This is a genomic window from Magnetospirillum sulfuroxidans (assembly GCF_018224925.1).
In the GTDB taxonomy this organism is placed as follows: Bacteria; Pseudomonadota; Alphaproteobacteria; order Rhodospirillales; family Magnetospirillaceae; genus Magnetospirillum; species Magnetospirillum sulfuroxidans.
Window position 1 is genome coordinate 51064 of the sequence record NZ_JAGTUF010000014.1, and the last position, 19437, is coordinate 70500.

The following is a 19437-nucleotide window of genomic DNA, read 5'->3' on the forward strand; positions in this document are numbered from 1 at the left end:
GCCAGCGAGGTCCAGGTCCCGGATGCCCCATCGGCGTGCGTCAGAACCCCAACCGCCCAACCAGTCCCCGCTGCGTCAGGGGCCCCGCCCGTTGCCGCTGCATCTGATGGCTCATGCCTCGACCCTGATGGGCTCGAACGTCGCCTTGCCGCTTTGGAAGAACGGATCGCTGCCTTGGAATCCCAGATTGGCGGACAAGGCGGCGGAGCTGAAGGCAAGCCTCGACGCCGCCGGACCCGACGGGTGGAAATGTTTTGAGGCGGCCATCGAGGCGGAAACGTTAAGGCGTCATCAATCGGTGCTTGATGGCGTCGCCTTGTATCGCCAACACGGCTATCGCCGCCATGTGCCGGCGGCGCCGGTGGTGTGGAGCCAGGGCTCGACCCGGTTGCTGGATTACCGCGCGGGTGGCGGCGACGGACCGCCGGTCCTGGTGGTGCCGTCGCTGATCAATCGCTCTTATATCCTTGATCTGACCGAACGGCGCAGTCTGGTGCGGGCCTTGGCGGCGCGCGGGCTGTCGCCGTTTTTGGTGGATTGGGACGCGCCGGGCGATGCGGAGCGTGATTTCACCTTGACCGATTACATCGCCGGCCGGCTGGAGGCGGCGTTGGATCATGTTGTGGCCTTGACCGGCCGCAAGCCGGCGGTGGTCGGCTATTGCATGGGCGGTGATTTGGCCTTGGCCTTGGCCTTGCGGCGGAGTGGCGACCTTAAGGGCTTGGCCCTGTTGGCGACGCCGTGGAATTTCCACGCCGGACGCGAAGCCCACGGTAAATTGCTGCACGCCTTGGGGCCGGCGCTGGCCGGCTTGATCGCGGTGACGCGGACGTTGCCGGTGGATATCTTGCAGGCCTTGTTCGCCTCGCTCGATCCCGGCTTGACCGCGCGTAAATTCGCCGCTTTCGCCCGGCTCAAGCGCGGCAGCGCGCGGGCGCGGGATTTCGTCGCCCTGGAAGATTGGGCCAATGATGGCGTCGATCTGGCGGGGCCGGTGGCCCGTGAATGCCTGTCGGGCTGGTATGGCGACAACGATACCATGGAGGGGCGTTGGCGCGTCGGCGGCCAAGTGGTCGACCCCGCCGCCCTGGATCTGCCGGTTCTGGCCTTGATTCCCGAGCGCGACCGCATCGTTCCCCCCGATTCCGCCGCCCCGCTGGCCACAGCCATCAGGGGAGCAAAAACCGTGCTGGTGCGCGGAGGGCATGTGGGTATGCTGTTATCCGCACGGGCCGGCACCGAGGTCTATACCCCCCTGGCTCGATGGTTGAAACGTTCCCTGTTGCAATGAATCGGTTGCGCGATGGTGCGTCACCGTACTAGAAACTTGAAGATTGTTTTAAAATTAGTCCTGACAACGACCAATTATGTCTATCTCTAAGGAGCAGCCTGTCATGACCGACATCGTTATCGTTTCCGCCGCCCGGACCCCCGTTGGGTCGTTCAGCGGTTCCCTTTCCGGCTACCAGGCTGCGCAGCTGGGCGAGATCGTCATCCGCGAAGTCCTGGCCCGCGCCAGCGTCCCGGCCGAAGACGTGTCCGAAGTGCTGATGGGGCATATCCTGTCCGCCGGCAACGGCATGAACACCGCCCGTCAGGCGGCGCTCAAGGCCGGATTGCCGATCGGCTCCACCGCCATGACCATCAACCAGGTTTGTGGTTCGGGCCTGCGCGCCGTGGCTTTGGGGATGCAGGCCATCCTGGCCGGCGATTCCAAGGTGGTGGTGGCCGGTGGCCACGAAAGCATGAGCAATTCGCAGCATGCCGGCTATCTGCGCGGCGGCATCAAGATGGGGCCGATGGGCTTTGTCGACACCATGATCAATGACGGCCTGACCGACGTGTTCAACGCCTATCACATGGGCGTCACCGCCGAGAACGTGGCCAAGGAATACGGCATCACCCGCGAGGAACAGGACGAATTCGCCGTCGCTTCGCAAAACAAGGCCGAAGCCGCCGTCAAGTCCGGCCGTTTCAAGGACGAAATCGTTCCGGTCAAGATCATGGTCAAGAGGGAAGAAAAGCTGTTCGACACCGACGAATACGTCCGTGGCGGCGCTACCGTCGAAGCCATGGCCAAGCTGCGTCCCGCTTTTGACAAGGCCGGCACCGTCACCGCCGGCAATGCCTCGGGCATCAATGACGGCGCCGCCGCCGTGGTGTTGATGACCGCCGAGGAAGCGGCCAGGCGCGGCCTGAAGCCGCTGGCCAAGATCAAGAGCTGGGCCACCGCTGGCGTCGATCCCAAGGTCATGGGCGTCGGTCCGATTCCGGCGTCCAAGGCGGCCCTGGAAAAGGCCGGCTGGACCCATGAACAGCTTGACCTGATCGAAGCCAACGAAGCCTTCGCCTCGCAGGCCATCGCCGTCAACAAGGGCATGGGCTGGGATACCGCCAAGGTCAACGTCAATGGCGGCGCCATCGCCATCGGCCACCCCATCGGCGCTTCGGGCTGCCGCGTTCTGGTCTCGCTGATCCACGAAATGATCAAGCGCGACGCCAAGAAGGGCCTGGCGACCTTGTGCATCGGCGGCGGCATGGGCATCGCCATGTGCATCGAACGGTGATTTGTCGGTAAACGCCCAGGCCGGGCGCGCAAGGGGAAAATCCCGGCGTCGCACGGCTTGAGCTCAACAATCGGGGAGCCGCGACCCGCCCGGCGGCTCCCCTTAATAATCCGGGTGGAAACGAAAAAGCCGGACAAAGAACCGGCCAATGCAGAGAAATAGGAGATAACCATGGGGCGTGTTGCACTTGTTACCGGTGGTACTCGCGGTATCGGCCGTTGCATTTCTGAAACCTTGAAGGCCAATGGCTATCGCGTTGCCGCCAATTATTTCGGCAATGTCGAAGCGGCGCGTCAGTTCACCGAAGAAACCGGTATTCCGGCTTATCGTTGGGACGTGTCCAATTACGCTGAATGCGAAACATCGGTGCAAAAGATCACCCAGGATCTCGGCCCGATCGAAATTCTGGTCAACAATGCCGGCATCACCCGTGACGCCACTCTTCACCGCATGAGCTATCAGATGTGGGAAGAGGTCATTCACACCAATCTGACCAGCTGCTTCAACTTGGCCCGTCTGATGATCGAATCCATGCGCGAGCGTGGCTTTGGCCGCATCGTCAATATCGGCTCGATCAATGGTCAGGCCGGCCAGTACGGTCAGGTCAATTATGCCGCCGCCAAGTCGGGCATCCATGGCTTCACCAAGGCCTTGGCCCAGGAAGGCGCGGCCAAGAACATCACCGTCAACGCCATCGCTCCCGGCTATGTGGACACCGAAATGGTCCGCGCCGTGCCGCCGGCGGTGCTGGAAAAGATCATCGCCAAGATCCCGGTGGGCCGCTTGGGCCGTGCCGACGATATCGCCCGTGGCGTGATGTTCCTGATCGCTGACAATGCCGATTTCATTACCGGTTCGACCATGTCGATCAACGGTGGTCAGCACATGTACTAAGCTGTTGCCGATCCTGCCACCGGCAGGGGATCAACGCGAACAAGCAGCCCGCACCACCTTGGTGGTGCGGGCTTTTTGCTGCCCGTGGCGCAATGAATGCGCGCCTGGCGGCAACGGATTTAGAGCGCCGAGCGTTAAGTCAGGATCATTTCGTGACGGGGCTGCCGCCCCGGATGGGTTTGGGCGATAGCCCATTTGCGAAGCAATTCTACAGGCGCTTCCGATTTAACGCTCTGCACTCTAGCGTGCCCAGCGTTGGGCGGCCTCGGCGACCCGGCGGCCAAGATGGGCGGCGGTCTTGCGGTCGGATTGCGGCGGCGTCAGCTCGGCCGCTTCATCGGCATTGGCCTGGGCCATGGCGCCAAGGAAGCTGCCCAAGCGGTTCAGATCATCGACGCTGCCCTTGGAATTGTTGTTGCCGGGCAACAGGCCCAGGCCAACCCAGACCATGCCGTGCTGGGCGGCGAAAACCGCCAATTGCTGAAGCGTGGCCAGTTTGTCGCCGCTTTGGCTGGCGGAGACGGTGAAACCCGCCGCCAGCTTGTCTTGCCAGCCGCGGCCATACCAGATCTTGGCGGTGGCATCCATGAAGGTCTTAAAGCCGGCGGAGGCCGAGCCCATGTATGTGGGGCTGCCGAAGATGATGGCGTCGGCGCCATCAAGCAGCGCCTGCTTGGCTTCGAAATCTTCGACCGGAACCAGATGGGTGGTGGTGCCGGCCACTTCGTTGGCGCCGTCGGCGACCGCCTGGGCGACGGCGGCGGTGTGGCCGAAGCCGGAATGATAGACGATGGCGATGCTGGTCATGGGGCTTCCTTTGTAATGGTTGTTATTACGGTTACATTTGAAGGTAAATTTTACTGGCAGGCGCGGATGTTGCCGATGACTTCCGCGAGCAAGGTGGTGGCCAAGACGGCTTCCCGCGCCGCTTCGGCCCGATCGAGAACCCGGCGCAAGACCGGTTGGATGCCGCGCCCCACCGGGCATTTCTGGTTGGGCGGCTGGTTGTGCAAGGCTGGCGTATCGTCATCGTCCACCGCCCGTTGGATGTCCAACAAGGTGATGTGCTCCGGCGCTTTGGCCAGCAACGAGCCGCCGTTGCTTCCGCGGATCGAGGTCACTAACTCAGCCTTGGCCAAGGCTGACAAAATGCGGCGGATGACCACCGGGTTGGTATTGACGCTGCCGGCGATCCATTCCGAGGTGAGGGGCTGTCCATCCTCCATGCCCAGCAAGGCGCAGGTGTGAACGGCAACGGCGAAACGGCAATTCTTGCTCATGCGAGATATGTAACTGTATCTGTTTCTAATGTCAAGGGCGTTTGCGCCAGACGACGCTCAGATTGTTGGCGGGCATGGCGATGGTGTCTTGCAGTTCAAGTCCGGCCGCCTGGGCCAGGGCATCGACCGCCTCCAGATCGCGCACCCCCCAACGCGGATCACGGGAACGCAGATCGGCATCGAAGGCGGTGTTCGAGGGAGCGCTCTGGCCGCCGCGCTTGAACGGTCCATAGACGGCCAAGATGCCGCCAGCCGGCAAGATGCGGCCGGCGCCTTCCATCAGCCCGACGCAGGATTCCCACGGGCTGATGTGGATCATGTTGGCGCAAAAGACCATGTCGGCGCTTTCGACGGGCCAGGGCAACTGGGCGACATCCAGCAGCAGGGGCGGGGCGATCCGATCGGTCAGTCCCTCGTCATGGCGCCATGCGGCGATGGAGCCAAGGCAATCAGGGTCGCCATCGCTGGGTTGCCAGCGCAATCCCGGGACCTGCGACGTAAACCAGCAGGCATGTTCGCCACTACCCGATGCGATTTCCAAAACCACCCCTTCGGGTGGGAGCCATGGCCGCAAGGCATCCAAGATCGGCCCACGGTTTCGGCCGGTTGCCGGGTAATGTCGCTTCATTGGGAAAATATCCACTTCATCATAAGGCTATTCCAAAGGGTAGGCGATTGTGGTTATAGTGCCGCCAGCCGCCGTCCCGAGACGGCGGCGGGAGAACGATCGTAAAGCGTATCTCCTCCTCAAGACTTAGGGGCGGGCCTTGGCTCGCCCTTTTTTTGTCGGCGGAAAACAAAAGGCCCCATCCAGTGGACGGGGCCTTGAATACAGGTGATGACCAAACCAGGCCTTACAGGCTGGACTGGACCCATTCCACCAGTTTGCTTTTCGGCAGAGCGCCGATCTTGGTGGCGGCGACCTGGCCATCCTTGAAAATCATCAAGGTGGGGATGCCGCGCACGCCGTACTTGCCCGGAGTGCCCGGATTCTCGTCGATATTGATCTTGGCGACGGTCAGCTTCCCTTCCAGGTCCTTGGCCAATTCTTCCAGGGTCGGGGCGATCTGGCGGCACGGGCCGCACCATTCGGCCCAGAAATCCACCAGGACCGGGCCAGAGGCCTTAAGAACATCGGCCTCGAAGGTCTGGTCAGTCACATTCATCATAGCCGTCTTCCTTGCGCTCTGTTTGTCGTATCGGAGCCAGTGGAGGCGCCGACAGGTCTTGGGCATCACTCTAGGAATCTGTTTGCGGGGCGTCAAGCGGAGCCCTGAAAATCCCATCCGCCCCTCGTGGTCCGATCCAGAGAAAAGGTTCATTTGCATGAGCCGCCTGTCTGGAGAATCGGCCCCCGAAATCAACGAATTATGCACTGATCCGTGCAGATGGTTCGGGGGGGCCGTCTGCACGGATCAGTGCACAAGATGGGGGGGCGGGGAAAAAGCTCAATGGTGGCGGACAAAGAAAAACCCCCCGACCCATGGGGGCGGGGGGTGAAGATTGGGAAAGTCCCGATCTTACTTGCCGTTGACGGCTTCCTTCAGACCCTTGCCAGCCGAGAATTTCGGCTGCTTCGAGGCGGGGATTTGAATCTTTTCGCCAGTGCGGGGGTTGCGGCCTTCCGAAGCGGCGCGGCTCGCGACCGAGAAGCTGCCGAAACCAACCAGACGCACCTCATCGCCGCCCTTCAGGGCCGCGGTGATCGCTTCGAACACGCCATCGACGGCCTTTTCCGAATCAGCCTTGGTCAGGCCAGAAAGCTCGGCGACGCGCGAAACCAGATCAGCCTTATTCATGGGTAATCGTTCCCCTGTAAGATTTTAAAGTGCGGACCCATCCGTATCCCCACCCCAATGCCAGAGCCCCACTTTCCCGTCAATGGGAGAAATGCTTGAAACCCTCAGCGGAAGCCGGTTTGCAGCAAAAGTTTGTGGAATTCTCGCAGGTGTTGCTCAGCCTTACCCGTTTCAGGGACACTGGCCAGGAACTTTTCCTCGAATTGCGGTTGGCGCAAATGTTCGATTACGCGCGACCGCGCCAGGTCCAGCGACTTGCCTTCGATCAAAACGCCGGAACCGCAGAACTTGATCAGGCGGATGGCGCGCAGCGCCAATGGATCGTCGGGCTTGTCGATCTTTTCGATCACTTCCTCGTCCAGCAGATAACGGGCCAGGACCTCGTCGACATGGCGGCCCAGACCACCACGGGTTTCGGTTTCCAGAGCCTCGGCGGCCAGCAGGTTGCGATTGGCGGCGGCCAATGCGGTCATCCGTTCTGGCGGCGGCTTGCGGATCGGCACCCATTTGTTGATGTGGTCGGCCTCGCGCACTTTGGCGATCAGCAGATCGGTCAGGCCGGCCCCCATGCCGCGCCCCAGCGGCCCATCGGCCAGGGCCAGCAGGTATTGAACCCCCAGCGTATGATCGCTGAAGGCCGACAGGGCCAAATCGATGGCCTGCGAGGCCGTCACCGTGCCCAGATGGGCATGGATGCGGGTGATGCGGTGCAAGATGGCCTCGGCCATGGCGCCGCCGCCCAGCACGCCCTTGTGGCTGACCACCCGGTGCATGACCTTGCAGAAGGTTTCGAATTCCTGCTTGGGTTCGTTGCGCGATAGCGGATTGGCCCCCCCCAATTCGCGGATTACCCGCGACAGCAGGACCGTCTTGGCCTGTTCAAGTGTGCCGGTGGCGAACAGGGCATTGAGGCCGCCAAAGATTTCCGGTGAGAATTTGGCCGGTTCGGCCTTGCCCTCGGCCAGATTGCACAATTGGATCAGCGCCGCCCCCAGATTGGACTGGAAGCCCAGCAGATCTTGAATCAGTTGGGCCGAAACGACGATGTCGGCAATGATGCCGTCGATCATCGGCAGGATCGGGGTGGTGGCGGCTTCGCCGGCCCAGCCGATCAAGATCTCCAATTTCCCCAACCACGACCGCGATTCCAAAAGCCTGAGGCTGATCATCGACAGGCACAGATAGGGGTGTTCCTCGCCGCCCTTTTCCACCTCGGCCAGGATGTCGGCCAAGGTCTTGGGCACCTTGAGCTTGCGGGCGGCGAATTTGCGCCCCCGCGCCACCAATTCGTCCCAGCTTTTCGACAAGAAGTCGCGACGGGCCTTGGCGTCCCCGCCAGCGGCCGCCGCCTGCAATGTCGCTATCCGGTCAATGGCGGCGAACAGCAGACTGCCCTTGTCGGCGAAGCGCTTCATTTCAGCGGCCGAATGCAACATCTCGGTGGGGGTGACCGTCACGTCGTCGAGATATTTGCGCACCAGCCGTCCCATGGTCAGCCGGGCTTCGGGGGCGAAGAAATCGGCCAATTGGGTGCACAAAGGGGCGTCACTGACCGGTGACAGCGACACGTCGGCGACGGAAGCCCGTAATGTCGTCGTCTTTTCTTGTATAACCGTTTCGGTGTGCAGGCCGTCCAGACGGCGGAAGTCGCGCACCACCCGGACCGCGCTGTGGTTGCCCTTTTGCAGCAGGTTGTCGGCGAAGGCCTTGGCCTTATCCTCGTCATCGGCGAATTGGGCGACAACCCAATGCTTGTCGGCCATGACCTGGATTTCAAACGAGACGTTGGGGCTGGCCATGGATCAGCCCCCCAAGCCGCGGCGGGCGCGGCGCTGGCGCGATTGCGCCACGCCGTCGGCGCCGATGATGCGGGCCAAGGCGGCGGCGGCCTGTTGTGCGGCGGCGGCGATCTTGGCCTCGCGCGTTTGGCCGGCGACCACTTCCAGCCACAGATGGGCCTCGATCTCATCCTTATGGACGCCGTGCCCGCTCAGATGCATTCCAGCCAGATTGAGCATGGCGATATCGTTGCCGGCCAAGGCGGCGCGGCGCAGCCAATAGGCGGCCGAGGTGGGATCGCTGTCTTGCAGCATCAGCCCCAAATTGATTTGGGCCTGAATCAGTCCCTGTTCCGACGCTTGGGTATAAAAATCAAGCGCGGCCTCGCCATCGCTGCCGCGCAGCATGTTGCCCAGATTGAACTGCGCTTCGGCGACGCCCTTGGCGGCGGCCTGGCGGTAAAAATCCTGGGCCTTGGCGCTGTCGATCTCGATGCCGTGGCCGGATTCGTACAAGGTCCCCAGGCTGAACAAGGCGGCGGCATCGCCTTGGGCGGCGGCCTTCTTGTACCATTGCTCGGCCACCTTGGCATCGGCCGGGCAGCCGCGGCCGGCGCGGATCATGTTGGCCAGATTGTATTGGGCTTCGGCATCGCCGGCCTTGGCGGCGGCAAGATACCAGCGCAAGGCCTCGCTGTCGTTGGCGCGCACGCCCAATCCCTGATCATACATCAAGGCCAGCGAATACTGGCCGTGCGGGTCGTTGGCCTTGGCCGCCTTGCCGTACCAGGAAACGGCCTCGACCTCGTCGACCTCGGTTCCGTGACCCAAGCGGTAGGCATTGCCCAGGCTGACCCAGGCGGCGGGGGTGTTGGCTTGTTTCAAGGAATCGATATCGACGAAGCCGCCTTCCAGGTCCAAGGGGTCGGCATCGGGTTCGGGTGCCGGCAAGGGGGCATCCATGCCGCCATCGCCTTCGGGGGCGGTGGCCGGCTTCAGGCTGTCGAGCAATTCGTCCAGGCTTTGCTGGTGCCGCGACGGGGTGTCGGCGGGAGGAGTGATATCGAAGCCCTGGGCCTGCATCTGTTGCAGCGAGCGGCCGGCTTGTGGGTGCCCCTGGGCGGCGGCGCGGTGCAGCCAAAGAACGGCCTCGGCCGGATCGCGGGTCACCTTCAACCCCTGGCGATAGGCTTCGCCCAGGCTGAATTGCGCCGTCACTTCCCCGGCTTCCGCCGCCTTACGATAGGCGGCGATGATTTCTGGTTCGCGTGCCATCCGCCCTTCCTTCCCTGTGCTCATCAAGATGCCGCAACGGGGGCGACAAGTCGAGGGATCAGGGTGCGATCACCACCCGGTTGCGGCCGTTCAGTTTGCCGTCATAAAGGGCACGGTCGGCCTGTTCGATGGCGTCATCGACCGACAGATCGGCGTTGATTTCGGCAATGCCGAAGGTGGCGGTGACCGGGATCGGGGTTCCGCGTTCATCGCTCAGGGCCAGCGCCTCGATGGCGGCGCGAATGCGTTCCAGCACCAAGGCGCCGTTCTCGGCATTGGTGCCGGGCAGGCACAGCAGGAATTCCTCGCCGCCATAGCGATAGACCACGTCGTAAGGGCGCACGGTGGCCTTGAGCACCGTCGCCACCGCCCGCAACACCTTGTCGCCTTGGGCATGGCCGAAACCGTCATTGATCTTCTTGAAGTGATCGATGTCGGCCAAGGCCAAGGCCAAAGGCAGTTTTTGCCGCAAGGACCGGTCACGTTCCCCCATCAGGTGACTACGCATGGATTGACGGTTGGCCAGCCCGGTCAGCGGATCGACGGTGGCCAGGACCTTCCACACTTCGCGCTCGACGCTTTGCGCGGTGGCGCCGAATTCCAGCACCGACATCATCAGCGTTTCGTAATCCGAGGTGGTGACGGTCAATCCGGCCTGGGCGCGGCCGGACAATTGGGCCGCCTTGTCGTGTACTTCGTCATGTTCGACAGCCAATTGGGCAAAACCGGAAAACTGGGCGAACGGGGTATCGCCGGCATTGCGGTGCCAGTGGTCGAACGGGCAGGCGATGGACGCCGGATCGGGAATCCTTGCCCCTTCCTCGCGGTTCAACACGGCCTGATACCAGCGATGCAGCCAGTCGAAATGACCGGCCAAAGCCTGCTGAAAAGCGGTTAGCGAGGCAAAGACCTCTTCCGGCTTCATGGCGTATCCCTATCTGATCGTTCGGGGGGGATAGCATGCTCTTTGGGTGTGTGCGCAGCAAGTGTCTTTAGACGCCCCACTCCAACCGCCAGTCGCCATAGGGTTGAATTTCGGGTTCCTCGCCATTGGCGCCAACCCAGGAATCGACCACGAATTCGCTGTCGGCGTCGTCGATGACAGTCACCGCCACATGTTGCAAGAAGACGGTGTAGCGGGTCACCAATTGCCCCAGGCGATGCTGTGTCAGCAGACCGGCAAGCAGCATCCGACCGAGATACGAGCGGGTGTTGACGGCCTCCGAGACGCAATCCAATTGCGTCGGATCGTCCCAATCCAGATGCCGGTTGCCGGGGGAATCGGCCCAACTGCCGTTGCGGGCGCCGACAAAGCTTTCCATCAGGGCAATGGCGCGGCCAATTTCCTGGCGTTCCGTCGCCGCATCGGCATCGCCGTTAAATTGGCGGCGGATTTCGTCGGCTTCGTCGTTGAACAGGGCGATGACGCTGTGATGGGAACAGGCGGTGCCGGCGCAGGCGATCAGAGGGGCGGTCAACGGATCGCCAACGGGGGCGTCATTGGCGGCGATGATGGCGGCGACCTGAAGATGCCAGTCGGTGGGGTCGGTGGCCAGCGCCGCGCTTTCCTGGGCCAAGGCAGGCGTTTGCAGCAACAGCATCGTCATCAGCACGATCAAATGCTTCATGAGGGGCCTCAGCGGATGATTAGACGTCCCAACAAGACTTCCACCGCTTTTTCCGCCCCCGGCTGCTTGCGCACCAGATCAAGAGCGATGGCCTTGACGGTTGCGGCGGGGTTGCCGCGCGAAAATTCTTCCCAGGTCATGGCCGACAGGGCATGGCTGATGAGAATGCCGATGGTTTTGTCTATCTTGGTCCCTTGTTCGTGGAAGACGACGCTGGCATCGACCACGACCATATGGAAAATACCGGCTTCATCCCAATATTCGACGTTGACGGTGGGGAGTTTCACGAAAACCTCATTGCCCTTGGCGCCGCCCGAGGCTAAGGCGGGCAGGGCGGGCAAGGCCAGGACGGCCCCGAGGAAAAGCCGGCGTTTCATGACGGTTCGGTCTCGGACAAGACAATGCGGGCTTCGGCCAACTCGGCCCCCATCAGGCGGATATTGCCCAACAGGGCGCCGACGATGACCCGGACCCCCTTGGGGGCTTTTTCCAGTTGTTCGGTCAGCCGCTCCTTGCCGATGACGACGCAGGCGGTTTCCTCTTCGGCCAGGGCCGAGGCCATGCGCGGCTGGTCGTCGATCAACGCCATTTCGCCGAAGATGCCGCCTTGCAGGATGGTGCCGATGGAAATATGGCGTCCTTGCACCGTCTTATAGACGGCGACGCGGCCATATTCGACCACATAGGCTTCCGAACCCGCCGCCCCTTCCTCGAAGATGAGCGAGCCGGAGGCGAACACCTTGCGCCGGGAATTGGAGAGATCGCTCATCCCTTGACGCCTCTGATCAGCTTTGCCGTTGGGCAGTGAAGTTCTTGGGAATTAGGATGGTGTTTTGCACCGGAGCGATGGAATCGCGTTTGGGGTAGTCGATGGTGTAGTGCAGACCACGGCTTTCCCGGCGCGCCAGGGCCGAACGCACGATCAGATCGGCAACCATGGCCAGATTGCGCAGTTCCAGCAGATTGTTGGTGACGCGGAAGGTGCCGTAATATTCGGCGATTTCCGACAACAGCAATTTGATGCGGTGCTTGGCCCGTTCCAGTCGCTTGGTTGACCGCACGATGCCGACATAATCCCACATGAAGCGGCGCAATTCGTCCCAGTTATGGGCGACCACCACTTCTTCATCCGAATCGGTGACCCAGCTTTCGTCCCAGGCGGCCAAGACCGGCGGCGGCGCGATCGCGGCCAGCTTGCCGGCGATGTCGCCGGCGGCGGCGGCGCCGAACACCAGACATTCCAGCAGCGAGTTGGACGCCATGCGGTTGGCTCCGTGCAGACCCGTGCACGAGACTTCGCCGATGGCATAGAGATTGGGGACGTCGGTGCGGCCGGACAGATCGGTCAAGACGCCGCCACAGGTGTAATGGGCGGCGGGCACCACCGGGATCGGTTCCTTGGTCATGTCGATGCCGAATTTCAGGCATTCGGCGTGGACGGTGGGGAAATGGCTGGTGATGAAATCGGCCGGCTTGTGGCTGATGTCCAGATAGACGTTGGAGCAACCCAACCGCTTCATCACGTCATCGATGGCGCGGGCGACCACGTCACGCGGGGCCAGCTCGCCGCGCGGGTCGTAATCGTCCATGAATCGGCTGCCATCGGGACGCAACAGATGGCCGCCCTCGCCGCGCACCGCCTCGGTAACCAGGAAGGTCTTGGCTTTGGGGTGATAAAGGCAGGTGGGATGGAATTGCGAGAATTCCATGTTGGCGACACGGCAGCCGGCGCGCCAAGCCATGGCGATGCCGTCGCCGGTCGAGCCGTCGGGATTGGACGAATACAGATAGACGCGGCTGGCGCCGCCGGTGGCCAGAACCACCGACCGGGCCGGGAAGGTGCGGACGTGACCGCTGGAGCGGTCCAGCCCATAGGCGCCGACACAGCGGCCCAGGCGGCCGCCGCCCAGGCGCTCGCGGATCAGATCGACGGCGATGTGGTGTTCGAACACCTCGGCCCCCGATTCGATGATGCGTTCCATCAGGGCGGTCTGGACCGCTTTTCCGGTGGCGTCGGCGGAATGGATAACCCGGCGGTGCGAATGGCCCCCCTCGCGGGTCAGGTGGTAATCGCCGCCTTCACGGTCGAACAGCACGCCTTGGTCGATCAGCCATTGAATGGCCGGCTTGGCGTTATCGACGACGAAGCGCACGGTGTCGGCGTTGCACAGACCGCCGCCAGCGGTCAGCGTATCGGCCAGATGGGCGTCGGTGGTGTCGGTGGCGTCCAATACGGCGGCGATGCCGCCTTGGGCGTACATGGTGCTGCCTTCGGACAGCGGCCCCTTGGCCAAGATGGCGATGCGGGCTTGGGGCTTGGCCTCAAGCACGCGCAAGGCCAGCGACAGACCGGCGGCGCCGGAACCGATGATCAAAAGATCATAGGACATGGGAAAAGTCCTCTCAGCTCCAGTCCAGGCCGATATCAACGGCCGGGGCGGATTGGGTGATGCGGCCGACCGAGACGAAATCGACGCCGGTTTCGGCAATGGCGCGGATGGTTTCAAGCGTGACGCCGCCCGAAGCCTCGGTCTTGCAGCGGCCGGCCACCACCGCCACCGCCTGACGCAGGGTGTCGGGGGTCATGTTGTCCAGCAGCACGATATCGGCGCCGGCTTCCACCGCTTCGGTCACCTGGGCCAAGGTGTCGCATTCGGCTTCGATATTGGGGTGGCCGGCATTCTTGGCCGCCCGCACCGCCTGGCCGACACCGCCGCAGACGGCGATGTGGTTGTCCTTGATCAGCACGCCGTCATAAAGGCCGATGCGATGGTTTTTCGCCCCGCCGCACAAGGTGGCGTATTTGGACAATTTGCGCAGGCCGGGAATGGTCTTCCTGGTGTCCAGCAACGTACAGCCGGTGCCGGCGATCCGGTCGGCATATTCGGCGGTGACGGTGGCGATGCCGCTCATCAACTGCAACAGATTGAGCGCCGTGCGTTCAGCCGTCAACAAGCCGCGCGCCGGGCCTTCGATTTCGGCCAGGATGGTGCCGGGGGGGACCTTTTGCCCGTCGCTGACCTTGGCGGCGAAGCGGGTTTCGGGCGCCACCATGCGAAAGGCCTCGGCCGCCACCGGCAGGCCCGAAATGATCATGGCGTGTCGCGCCTGCATGACGCCCTTAAAGCGCAAATCGGCGGGAATGACCGAGGTCGAGGTGATGTCGCCGGCTTCCAGATCATTGCCGCCGACATCTTCGCTCAACGCCGCCAAGATGACCCGGCGGGCGTCGATCATGTCGATCTTATTGGGCATTGCTGCTGCCTCCCATGGGAACGGAGGCCGACAATTCCAGCATGCGCTCCAAGGGTTTCAGCGCCTTGATGCGCAGATCCTCGGGGACCTCGATGGCCGGGCCGGCATTGGCCATGGCCAGATAGATCTTTTCCAGGGTGTTCTTGGCCATGAACGGGCAATCGGCGCATGACGCGCATTCCCCTTCGGCGAATGGGGCGGGAATGAAGGTCTTGCCCGGCGCCGCCTTGGTCATCTGGTGGATGATGTGCGGCTCGGTGGCGATGATGAATTCCTGGTTATCGGTCTTGACCACGTATTCCAAGATGCCCTTGGTCGAGCCGATGTAATCGGCATGGCGCAGCACCGTTTCCGGGCATTCCGGGTGGGCGGCGACCAGGGCCTGGGGATGGCGGGTCTTGAGCTTGACCAGTTCCTTTTCCGAGAATTGCTCGTGGATGATGCAGCTGCCCGGCCACAATGTCATCTCGCGCCCGGTTTTCTTGGCGATAAAGGCGCCAAGGTGACGGTCGGGGGCAAACAGGATCGGCTTGTCCAGGGGCAGGGAATTGACGATCACCTCGGCATTGGACGAGGTGACGATGACGTCGGACAGCGCCTTGATGTCGGCGGAACAGTTGATATAGGTCACCGCGACATGATCGGGGTGCTTGGCGCGGAAGGCGGCGAAAGGCTCGGGGCGGCAGGATTCCTCCAACGAGCAACCGGCTTCGGCGTCGGGGATGACCACGATTTTGGACGGCGACAGGATTTTCGCCACTTCGCCCATGAAGCGGACGCCGCAAAAGACGATCATATCGGCAGTGGTCGCCGCCGCTTTGCGCGACAGGTCCAGCGAATCGCCAACAAAGTCGGCCAGATCCTGAATTTCACCCTCTTGATAATAATGGGCCAGGATGACGGCGTTCTTTTCGCGGCGCAGGCGGTTGATCGCTTCCACCAGATCCAGGGTGGGATCCAGGTCGGCCTCGGTCAGGGCGCCGGGGGAAAGCGGTAGCACGGTATCGGTCATGGGGGGTATCGGCCTCGGGTCGGGGGGAGTGGCGGACTCCCGAATTCCTGAATATTGAAGTAAGAGCTAATTTTGTCGCCAAAGGCAACCCGTCAGGCAACGTCTTACAAAATAGGTAGAACGTATGCCGACTAAAGATGGGCGGCAGCCATACCGATAGGAGGCTGTGAGAAACATTGAAATTTAGCCATTATAGGGCCGTGTTCATTGGGTTTTCATAGGATTGGAACATGGCTGCTGCCGTGGCGAGAGAAGGCTTTGACAATCCGCCCTTGATCGTTGTGATTGAAGACGAGCCCATGGTGTTGATGGCTTACGAACTGATGTTTGAAGCTTGGGGGTATCGCTTCGTCGGCGCCGATTGCGCCAGTTCCGCCTTGACCCAGTTGATGGTGCTGCGGCGGGCGCCGGATTTCATCGTTGCCGATTATCGGTTGGCCGAAGGCAACACCGGAACCCAGGCGATCAGCTTGCTGCGTCAGGCCTTTGGCCATGACATTCCCGGTTTGCTGGTGACCGGGGAAACCTCCATCGAAACGCTGCGCGACGCGGCTTCCACCGGTTTCCCGCTGTTGCGCAAGCCGGTCAATTCCCGGCAATTGCAAGATGCGGTGGTCCGCTGCATCGGCGGGGCCTGCTGACCGGCTGTGCCGACCGAAGCTGACGCGGCGAGCAAAAACCGAGCCCCTGAGCCACATTCAAGGCATCGCGCCCTAAAGAAGCTTGACCGCTAAAACGCCGACGACGATCAGCGCCACGGTAGCGGTCATCACCAAGGTCAGGCGCTTTTCGACGAAGTCGCGGATGGGGGGGCCGAATTTCCACAGCAAGGCGGCGACGATGAAAAAGCGCATGGCGCGGGCAACGATGCTGGCGATGGTGAATTGCGCCAGATCAAAGTGGAAGGCGCCGGCGGCGATGGTGATCAGCTTATAGGGGATGGGCGTCGCCCCTTTGACGATGATGACCCAGGCGCCGTACTGATCCACCAGGGGGCGGAACGCCTCGAATTTCTCGGCCAGATGGAACAGGTTCAAAATGGCCACGCCGACGGTGTCCATGAAGAAATAGCCGATGGCATAGCCCAGATAGCCGCCGGCCACCGATGACAGCGTGCACACCAGGGCGATGCGCCACCAACGGCTTGGGCTGGCCAGGACCAAGGGAATGAGCATCAGATCGGGCGGAATGGGAAAGAACGAGCTTTCGACGAACGAAATCAGCGCCAACCACCAGATGGCATGGCGGTGCGCAGCCTTTTCCATCATCCAATCATAGGTTTTTTGCAGCATTCCAAAGGCTCCGGTTCGATGCAAAGGGGTGTAGCATGCCTGTCTGCATTGCCCAAGCGCTTGTGTTGTCGGCATTTCGGCGGCACTCTCGGGGCGGATGGGTCAGTGCACAATTCGTTGATTCCATGGTCCGGTCCAGACAGACGGTTCATGCCCATGAACCGTCTGTCTGGACCGGACCATGAGGGGGTGACATGCGCAGGGTACGGGCTTGGATGACGTTTGCCGCCCTTTCGGCCGCGCCGGCCGCCTGGGCTCAGGACGGCACCGGGGTCGAAGCCATGACGGCCTGGGCCGATCCGGTGGTCATGGCGCTGGGGGCCGGTGTTCTGGCCTCGGTGTTGTTGCCGGTCATTGTCTGGGCCCGGCTGCGGCTGAACCGGGTCAGCCAGTTGGCGGCTTTGGCCGAGGCGCGGGTCGAGGCGCTGCGGGAATGTCTGGGCTCCAGCTCCGACGGCTATTTATGTTGGCTTGATGAATTCGGCTGTTCGCGCCGGCTGGCGATCCTGCTGGGACTGCCGCGCGGGCTGGATTCGTCGCTGGACGACGTGCTGGCGGTTTTCATCCCCGAGGATGCGGGGCGGCTGACCGCGATGATGAACCGCTTGCGCGACGAAGGCGAGGTTTTCGAGCTGGATCTGGCCATGGCCGATGGCGGCCGCCGTATCCGCGCCATGGGCGTGCGCGCCGCGTCGCCCGCCGGCGAGACCCTGGCCGATCTGGTCTGGTTTCGCGATGTCAGCGACAGCGCCGGCGCGGTTGACGATCTGGCGCGTTCGCTGCAAGCCTTGGCCGTCGACACCACCCATCTGAAAGCCCTGATCGATTCCTTGCCGATGCCGGTATGGCTGCGTGACGAGGATTTGTCGGTGCTGATGGTCAATCGCGCTTATGCGGCGGCGGTGGAAACGGCCAGCCCCGAAGCGGCGGTGCAGGCCCAGGTGGAACTGGCTTCCGATGATCATGTGCGCGAAGCCCGCGCCCTGGCCGCCCGCGCCCGCGCCGCCGGGGAACCGCGTTCGGCCAGCTTTCATCTGGTGCTGGCCGGCGAACGGCGGCTAGCCCATGTCACCGAGACGCCCATCGCCGTGGGCGACACCTTGCTGACCGCCGGTTTCATCGAGGATCATACCCGTATCGAGGAATTGCAAGAACAGCTCAGCCACCATGTCAGTGCCCAGGTGGAAGTGCTGGAACGGCTATCGACCGCCATCGCCATCTTTACCACCGACACCAGACTGGCCTTCTTCAACACCGCCTTCACCCGGTTGTGGCGACTGGACCGCGAATGGCTGGAAGCGCAGCCCACTTACGGCGCCGTGCTTGACGCCCTGCGCGACCGCCGTCTGCTGCCCGAAACCGCGGATTATCGGGCGTCGAAAGAACAGGAGCTGCGCCGGTTCATCTCGTTGATAGATCCCATCGAGACGCTGATGCATCTGCCCGACGGCCGCACCTTGCGCCGGGTGGTGTCGCCGCATCCCTATGGCGGGCTGATCTTCACCTACGAGGATTTCACCGACACCTTGGCGATGGAGCGTTCGTTCAACACCGCCATGGCGGTGCAGCGGGCGACGCTGGATCACCTGCACGAAGGCTTGGCGGTGTTCGGCGATGATCGTCGGCTGAAACTGTCCAATCCGGCCTTTGCCCGCATGTGGGGACTGACCGATGCCGAACTGGCGGGAGAGCCGCATCTGAATGAACTGGTCGAACGGTTGCGGCCTTATTTCGAAGGCCGGCCCGACCGCGCCTCGATTTGGGGGAGCGCCCGCGAACGCCTGCTGGCCCAAGTCGGCGCCCGCCACGGCGGCGAATGGCGGCTGGAGCGCCAAGACGGGGTGATCTTGGATTGCGCCTCGGTGCCGTTGCCCGACGGCGCCAGCCTGTTGGCCTTCTTGGATGTCACCGACACCGCCCGGGTCGAGCGCGCCTTGATCGAGCGCAACGAGGCCCTGGCCGCCGCCGACACCTTGAAAAGCGAATTCATCGCCAATGTCTCGGCCGAGGTGGCCAAGCCCTTGACCACGATTATCGGCTTCGCCGAAATGCTGGATTCCGATTATTTCGGCAAGTTGACCAAACGCCAGCACGATTACATGAAAGGCATCGTCGAGGCCGGCAATGCCCTGAAATCCCTGGTGGCCGATATCCTTGACCTTGCCGCCATCGAGGCTGGGCACTTGACCTTGGAACTGGATACGGTGGACATCCACCCCATGCTGTCCTCGGTGTTGGGGCTGGTGCGCGAGCGGGTGCGCGAAAAAAAGCTGCAACTTGATTTCGATTGTCCGCTGGATATCGGCTGGATCGTCGCCGACCAACGTCGTTTGCGTCAGGTGATGTTCAATCTGATCGGCAATGCGGTGAAATACACCCCCAATGGCGGCGCCATCGTCGTCAAGGCCGAACGGCGGAAAGGCGAAATGGCCCTGATCGTCGGCGATACCGGCCCCGGTATCCCCCCCGAAGACATGGAGCGGGTGTTCAACAGCTTTGTCCGCACCATTCACGACGGCCAGGACGGCGCCGGTCTGGGTCTTGCCCTGGTGCGGCGTTTCGTCGAATTGCACGGCGGCACGGTGATGCTGGATTCCGCCCCGCAATCCGGCACGACGGTGACGGTGCGACTCCCGGCGGGGGCGGGGGAATAGCCC

General features: G+C 62.5%; 20 protein-coding genes. 5 read left to right on the forward strand and 15 right to left on the reverse strand.

Features of this window, described 5'->3' with window-relative positions:
* Positions 1-91 precede the first annotated feature (91 nt).
* From KEC16_RS14050 to phbB, 3 genes are all read left to right on the forward strand, one after another.
* Entirely contained in the window at positions 92-1291 is a 1200-nt protein-coding gene (locus tag KEC16_RS14050; protein ID WP_249209195.1) for an alpha/beta fold hydrolase, read from the forward strand.
* A gap of 103 nt (positions 1292-1394) precedes the next feature.
* Positions 1395-2567: an acetyl-CoA C-acetyltransferase gene (locus KEC16_RS14055; RefSeq protein ID WP_211549998.1), complete on the forward strand. Its 1173-nt coding sequence runs from the start codon at positions 1395-1397 to the stop codon at positions 2565-2567.
* 171 nt (positions 2568-2738) lie between these two features.
* A complete protein-coding gene (phbB, locus tag KEC16_RS14060) occupies positions 2739-3461 on the forward strand; it encodes an acetoacetyl-CoA reductase (protein ID WP_211550000.1) in 723 nt (240 codons plus the stop codon).
* 240 nt (positions 3462-3701) lie between these two features.
* Here the strand turns inward: phbB and KEC16_RS14065 are convergent, their stop codons facing one another.
* The 14 genes from KEC16_RS14065 to nadA form a co-directional block, all read right to left on the reverse strand.
* Positions 3702-4268 carry a flavodoxin family protein gene (locus KEC16_RS14065; protein ID WP_211550002.1) on the reverse strand — a complete coding sequence of 189 codons (567 nt, stop codon included), beginning with the start codon at positions 4266-4268 and terminating at the stop codon, positions 3702-3704.
* A gap of 50 nt (positions 4269-4318) precedes the next feature.
* Positions 4319-4741, reverse strand: coding sequence for an Rrf2 family transcriptional regulator (locus KEC16_RS14070; protein ID WP_211550004.1), 423 nt, complete (start codon positions 4739-4741; stop codon positions 4319-4321).
* 31 nt (positions 4742-4772) lie between these two features.
* The gene (locus KEC16_RS14075; protein WP_211550006.1) at positions 4773-5369 is read right to left on the reverse strand and encodes a DUF938 domain-containing protein; all 597 of its coding nucleotides are present in this window, start codon (positions 5367-5369) and stop codon (positions 4773-4775) included.
* Between the two features lie 226 nt (positions 5370-5595).
* A complete protein-coding gene (gene trxA, locus KEC16_RS14080; RefSeq protein WP_211550009.1) occupies positions 5596-5910 on the reverse strand; it encodes a thioredoxin TrxA in 315 nt (104 codons plus the stop codon).
* A gap of 351 nt (positions 5911-6261) precedes the next feature.
* Positions 6262-6540: an HU family DNA-binding protein gene (locus KEC16_RS14085; protein ID WP_024080033.1), complete on the reverse strand. Its 279-nt coding sequence runs from the start codon at positions 6538-6540 to the stop codon at positions 6262-6264.
* Positions 6541-6644: 104 nt separating this feature from the next.
* Positions 6645-8339 carry a hypothetical protein gene (locus tag KEC16_RS14090; protein ID WP_211550011.1) on the reverse strand — a complete coding sequence of 565 codons (1695 nt, stop codon included), beginning with the start codon at positions 8337-8339 and terminating at the stop codon, positions 6645-6647.
* 3 nt (positions 8340-8342) lie between these two features.
* Positions 8343-9593 (reverse strand): tetratricopeptide repeat protein, encoded by a 1251-nt coding sequence (locus tag KEC16_RS14095; RefSeq protein ID WP_211550013.1) that lies wholly within the window; start codon positions 9591-9593, stop codon positions 8343-8345.
* A 58-nt stretch (positions 9594-9651) separates the two neighbouring features.
* Entirely contained in the window at positions 9652-10518 is an 867-nt protein-coding gene (locus KEC16_RS14100; RefSeq protein WP_211550015.1) for a diguanylate cyclase, read from the reverse strand.
* A 67-nt stretch (positions 10519-10585) separates the two neighbouring features.
* Positions 10586-11221 (reverse strand): hypothetical protein, encoded by a 636-nt coding sequence (locus KEC16_RS14105; protein WP_211550017.1) that lies wholly within the window; start codon positions 11219-11221, stop codon positions 10586-10588.
* Between the two features lie 8 nt (positions 11222-11229).
* Positions 11230-11598 (reverse strand): hypothetical protein, encoded by a 369-nt coding sequence (locus KEC16_RS14110; RefSeq protein ID WP_211550019.1) that lies wholly within the window; start codon positions 11596-11598, stop codon positions 11230-11232.
* On the reverse strand, positions 11595-11990 hold the full coding sequence (locus KEC16_RS14115) for a cyclic nucleotide-binding domain-containing protein (protein WP_211550021.1): 396 nt from the start codon (positions 11988-11990) through the stop codon (positions 11595-11597). The genes KEC16_RS14110 and KEC16_RS14115 overlap by 4 nt, the downstream gene beginning before the upstream one ends.
* 16 nt (positions 11991-12006) lie before the next feature.
* On the reverse strand, positions 12007-13611 hold the full coding sequence (nadB, locus tag KEC16_RS14120; RefSeq protein ID WP_211550023.1) for an L-aspartate oxidase: 1605 nt from the start codon (positions 13609-13611) through the stop codon (positions 12007-12009).
* 13 nt (positions 13612-13624) lie between these two features.
* On the reverse strand, positions 13625-14476 hold the full coding sequence (gene nadC / locus KEC16_RS14125) for a carboxylating nicotinate-nucleotide diphosphorylase (RefSeq protein WP_211550025.1): 852 nt from the start codon (positions 14474-14476) through the stop codon (positions 13625-13627).
* Complete coding sequence (nadA, locus tag KEC16_RS14130) at positions 14466-15488, reverse strand: quinolinate synthase NadA (RefSeq protein WP_211550027.1); 1023 nt, start codon at positions 15486-15488, stop codon at positions 14466-14468. The genes nadC and nadA overlap by 11 nt, the downstream gene beginning before the upstream one ends.
* 230 nt (positions 15489-15718) lie before the next feature.
* On the opposite strand from nadA, the gene KEC16_RS14135 reads away from it, so the two are divergent.
* Positions 15719-16129 (forward strand): response regulator, encoded by a 411-nt coding sequence (locus KEC16_RS14135; protein ID WP_249209196.1) that lies wholly within the window; start codon positions 15719-15721, stop codon positions 16127-16129.
* Between the two features lie 72 nt (positions 16130-16201).
* Here KEC16_RS14135 and KEC16_RS14140 read toward each other — a convergent pair whose 3' ends face one another.
* Positions 16202-16780, reverse strand: coding sequence for a YqaA family protein (locus tag KEC16_RS14140; protein WP_211550029.1), 579 nt, complete (start codon positions 16778-16780; stop codon positions 16202-16204).
* Positions 16781-16995: 215 nt separating this feature from the next.
* Here KEC16_RS14140 and KEC16_RS14145 point away from each other — a divergent pair, with 215 nt between their 5' ends.
* Positions 16996-19434 (forward strand): sensor histidine kinase, encoded by a 2439-nt coding sequence (locus tag KEC16_RS14145; RefSeq protein ID WP_211550031.1) that lies wholly within the window; start codon positions 16996-16998, stop codon positions 19432-19434.
* The last annotated feature ends 3 nt before the right edge of the window (positions 19435-19437 follow it).

Bases quoted from the DNA above. Each gene is read 5' to 3' on its own strand.
- KEC16_RS14135 (WP_249209196.1), top strand. From the start codon at position 15,719: ATGGCTGCTGCCGTGGCGAGAGAAGGCTTTGACAATCCGCCCTTGATC.
- KEC16_RS14095 (WP_211550013.1), bottom strand. From the start codon at position 9,593: ATGGCACGCGAACCAGAAATCATCGCCGCCTATCGTAAGGCGGCGGAA.
- KEC16_RS14065 (WP_211550002.1), bottom strand. From the start codon at position 4,268: ATGACCAGCATCGCCATCGTCTATCATTCCGGCTTCGGCCACACCGCC.
- nadC (WP_211550025.1), bottom strand. From the start codon at position 14,476: ATGCCCAATAAGATCGACATGATCGACGCCCGCCGGGTCATCTTGGCG.
- KEC16_RS14085 (WP_024080033.1), bottom strand. From the start codon at position 6,540: ATGAATAAGGCTGATCTGGTTTCGCGCGTCGCCGAGCTTTCTGGCCTG.
- KEC16_RS14100 (WP_211550015.1), bottom strand. From the start codon at position 10,518: ATGAAGCCGGAAGAGGTCTTTGCCTCGCTAACCGCTTTTCAGCAGGCT.
- KEC16_RS14140 (WP_211550029.1), bottom strand. From the start codon at position 16,780: ATGCTGCAAAAAACCTATGATTGGATGATGGAAAAGGCTGCGCACCGC.
- KEC16_RS14075 (WP_211550006.1), bottom strand. From the start codon at position 5,369: ATGAAGCGACATTACCCGGCAACCGGCCGAAACCGTGGGCCGATCTTG.
- KEC16_RS14055 (WP_211549998.1), top strand. From the start codon at position 1,395: ATGACCGACATCGTTATCGTTTCCGCCGCCCGGACCCCCGTTGGGTCG.
- phbB (WP_211550000.1), top strand. From the start codon at position 2,739: ATGGGGCGTGTTGCACTTGTTACCGGTGGTACTCGCGGTATCGGCCGT.
- KEC16_RS14070 (WP_211550004.1), bottom strand. From the start codon at position 4,741: ATGAGCAAGAATTGCCGTTTCGCCGTTGCCGTTCACACCTGCGCCTTG.
- trxA (WP_211550009.1), bottom strand. From the start codon at position 5,910: ATGATGAATGTGACTGACCAGACCTTCGAGGCCGATGTTCTTAAGGCC.
- KEC16_RS14090 (WP_211550011.1), bottom strand. From the start codon at position 8,339: ATGGCCAGCCCCAACGTCTCGTTTGAAATCCAGGTCATGGCCGACAAG.
- KEC16_RS14115 (WP_211550021.1), bottom strand. From the start codon at position 11,990: ATGAGCGATCTCTCCAATTCCCGGCGCAAGGTGTTCGCCTCCGGCTCG.
- nadA (WP_211550027.1), bottom strand. From the start codon at position 15,488: ATGACCGATACCGTGCTACCGCTTTCCCCCGGCGCCCTGACCGAGGCC.
- KEC16_RS14145 (WP_211550031.1), top strand. From the start codon at position 16,996: ATGACGTTTGCCGCCCTTTCGGCCGCGCCGGCCGCCTGGGCTCAGGAC.
- KEC16_RS14105 (WP_211550017.1), bottom strand. From the start codon at position 11,221: ATGAAGCATTTGATCGTGCTGATGACGATGCTGTTGCTGCAAACGCCT.
- nadB (WP_211550023.1), bottom strand. From the start codon at position 13,611: ATGTCCTATGATCTTTTGATCATCGGTTCCGGCGCCGCCGGTCTGTCG.
- KEC16_RS14110 (WP_211550019.1), bottom strand. From the start codon at position 11,598: ATGAAACGCCGGCTTTTCCTCGGGGCCGTCCTGGCCTTGCCCGCCCTG.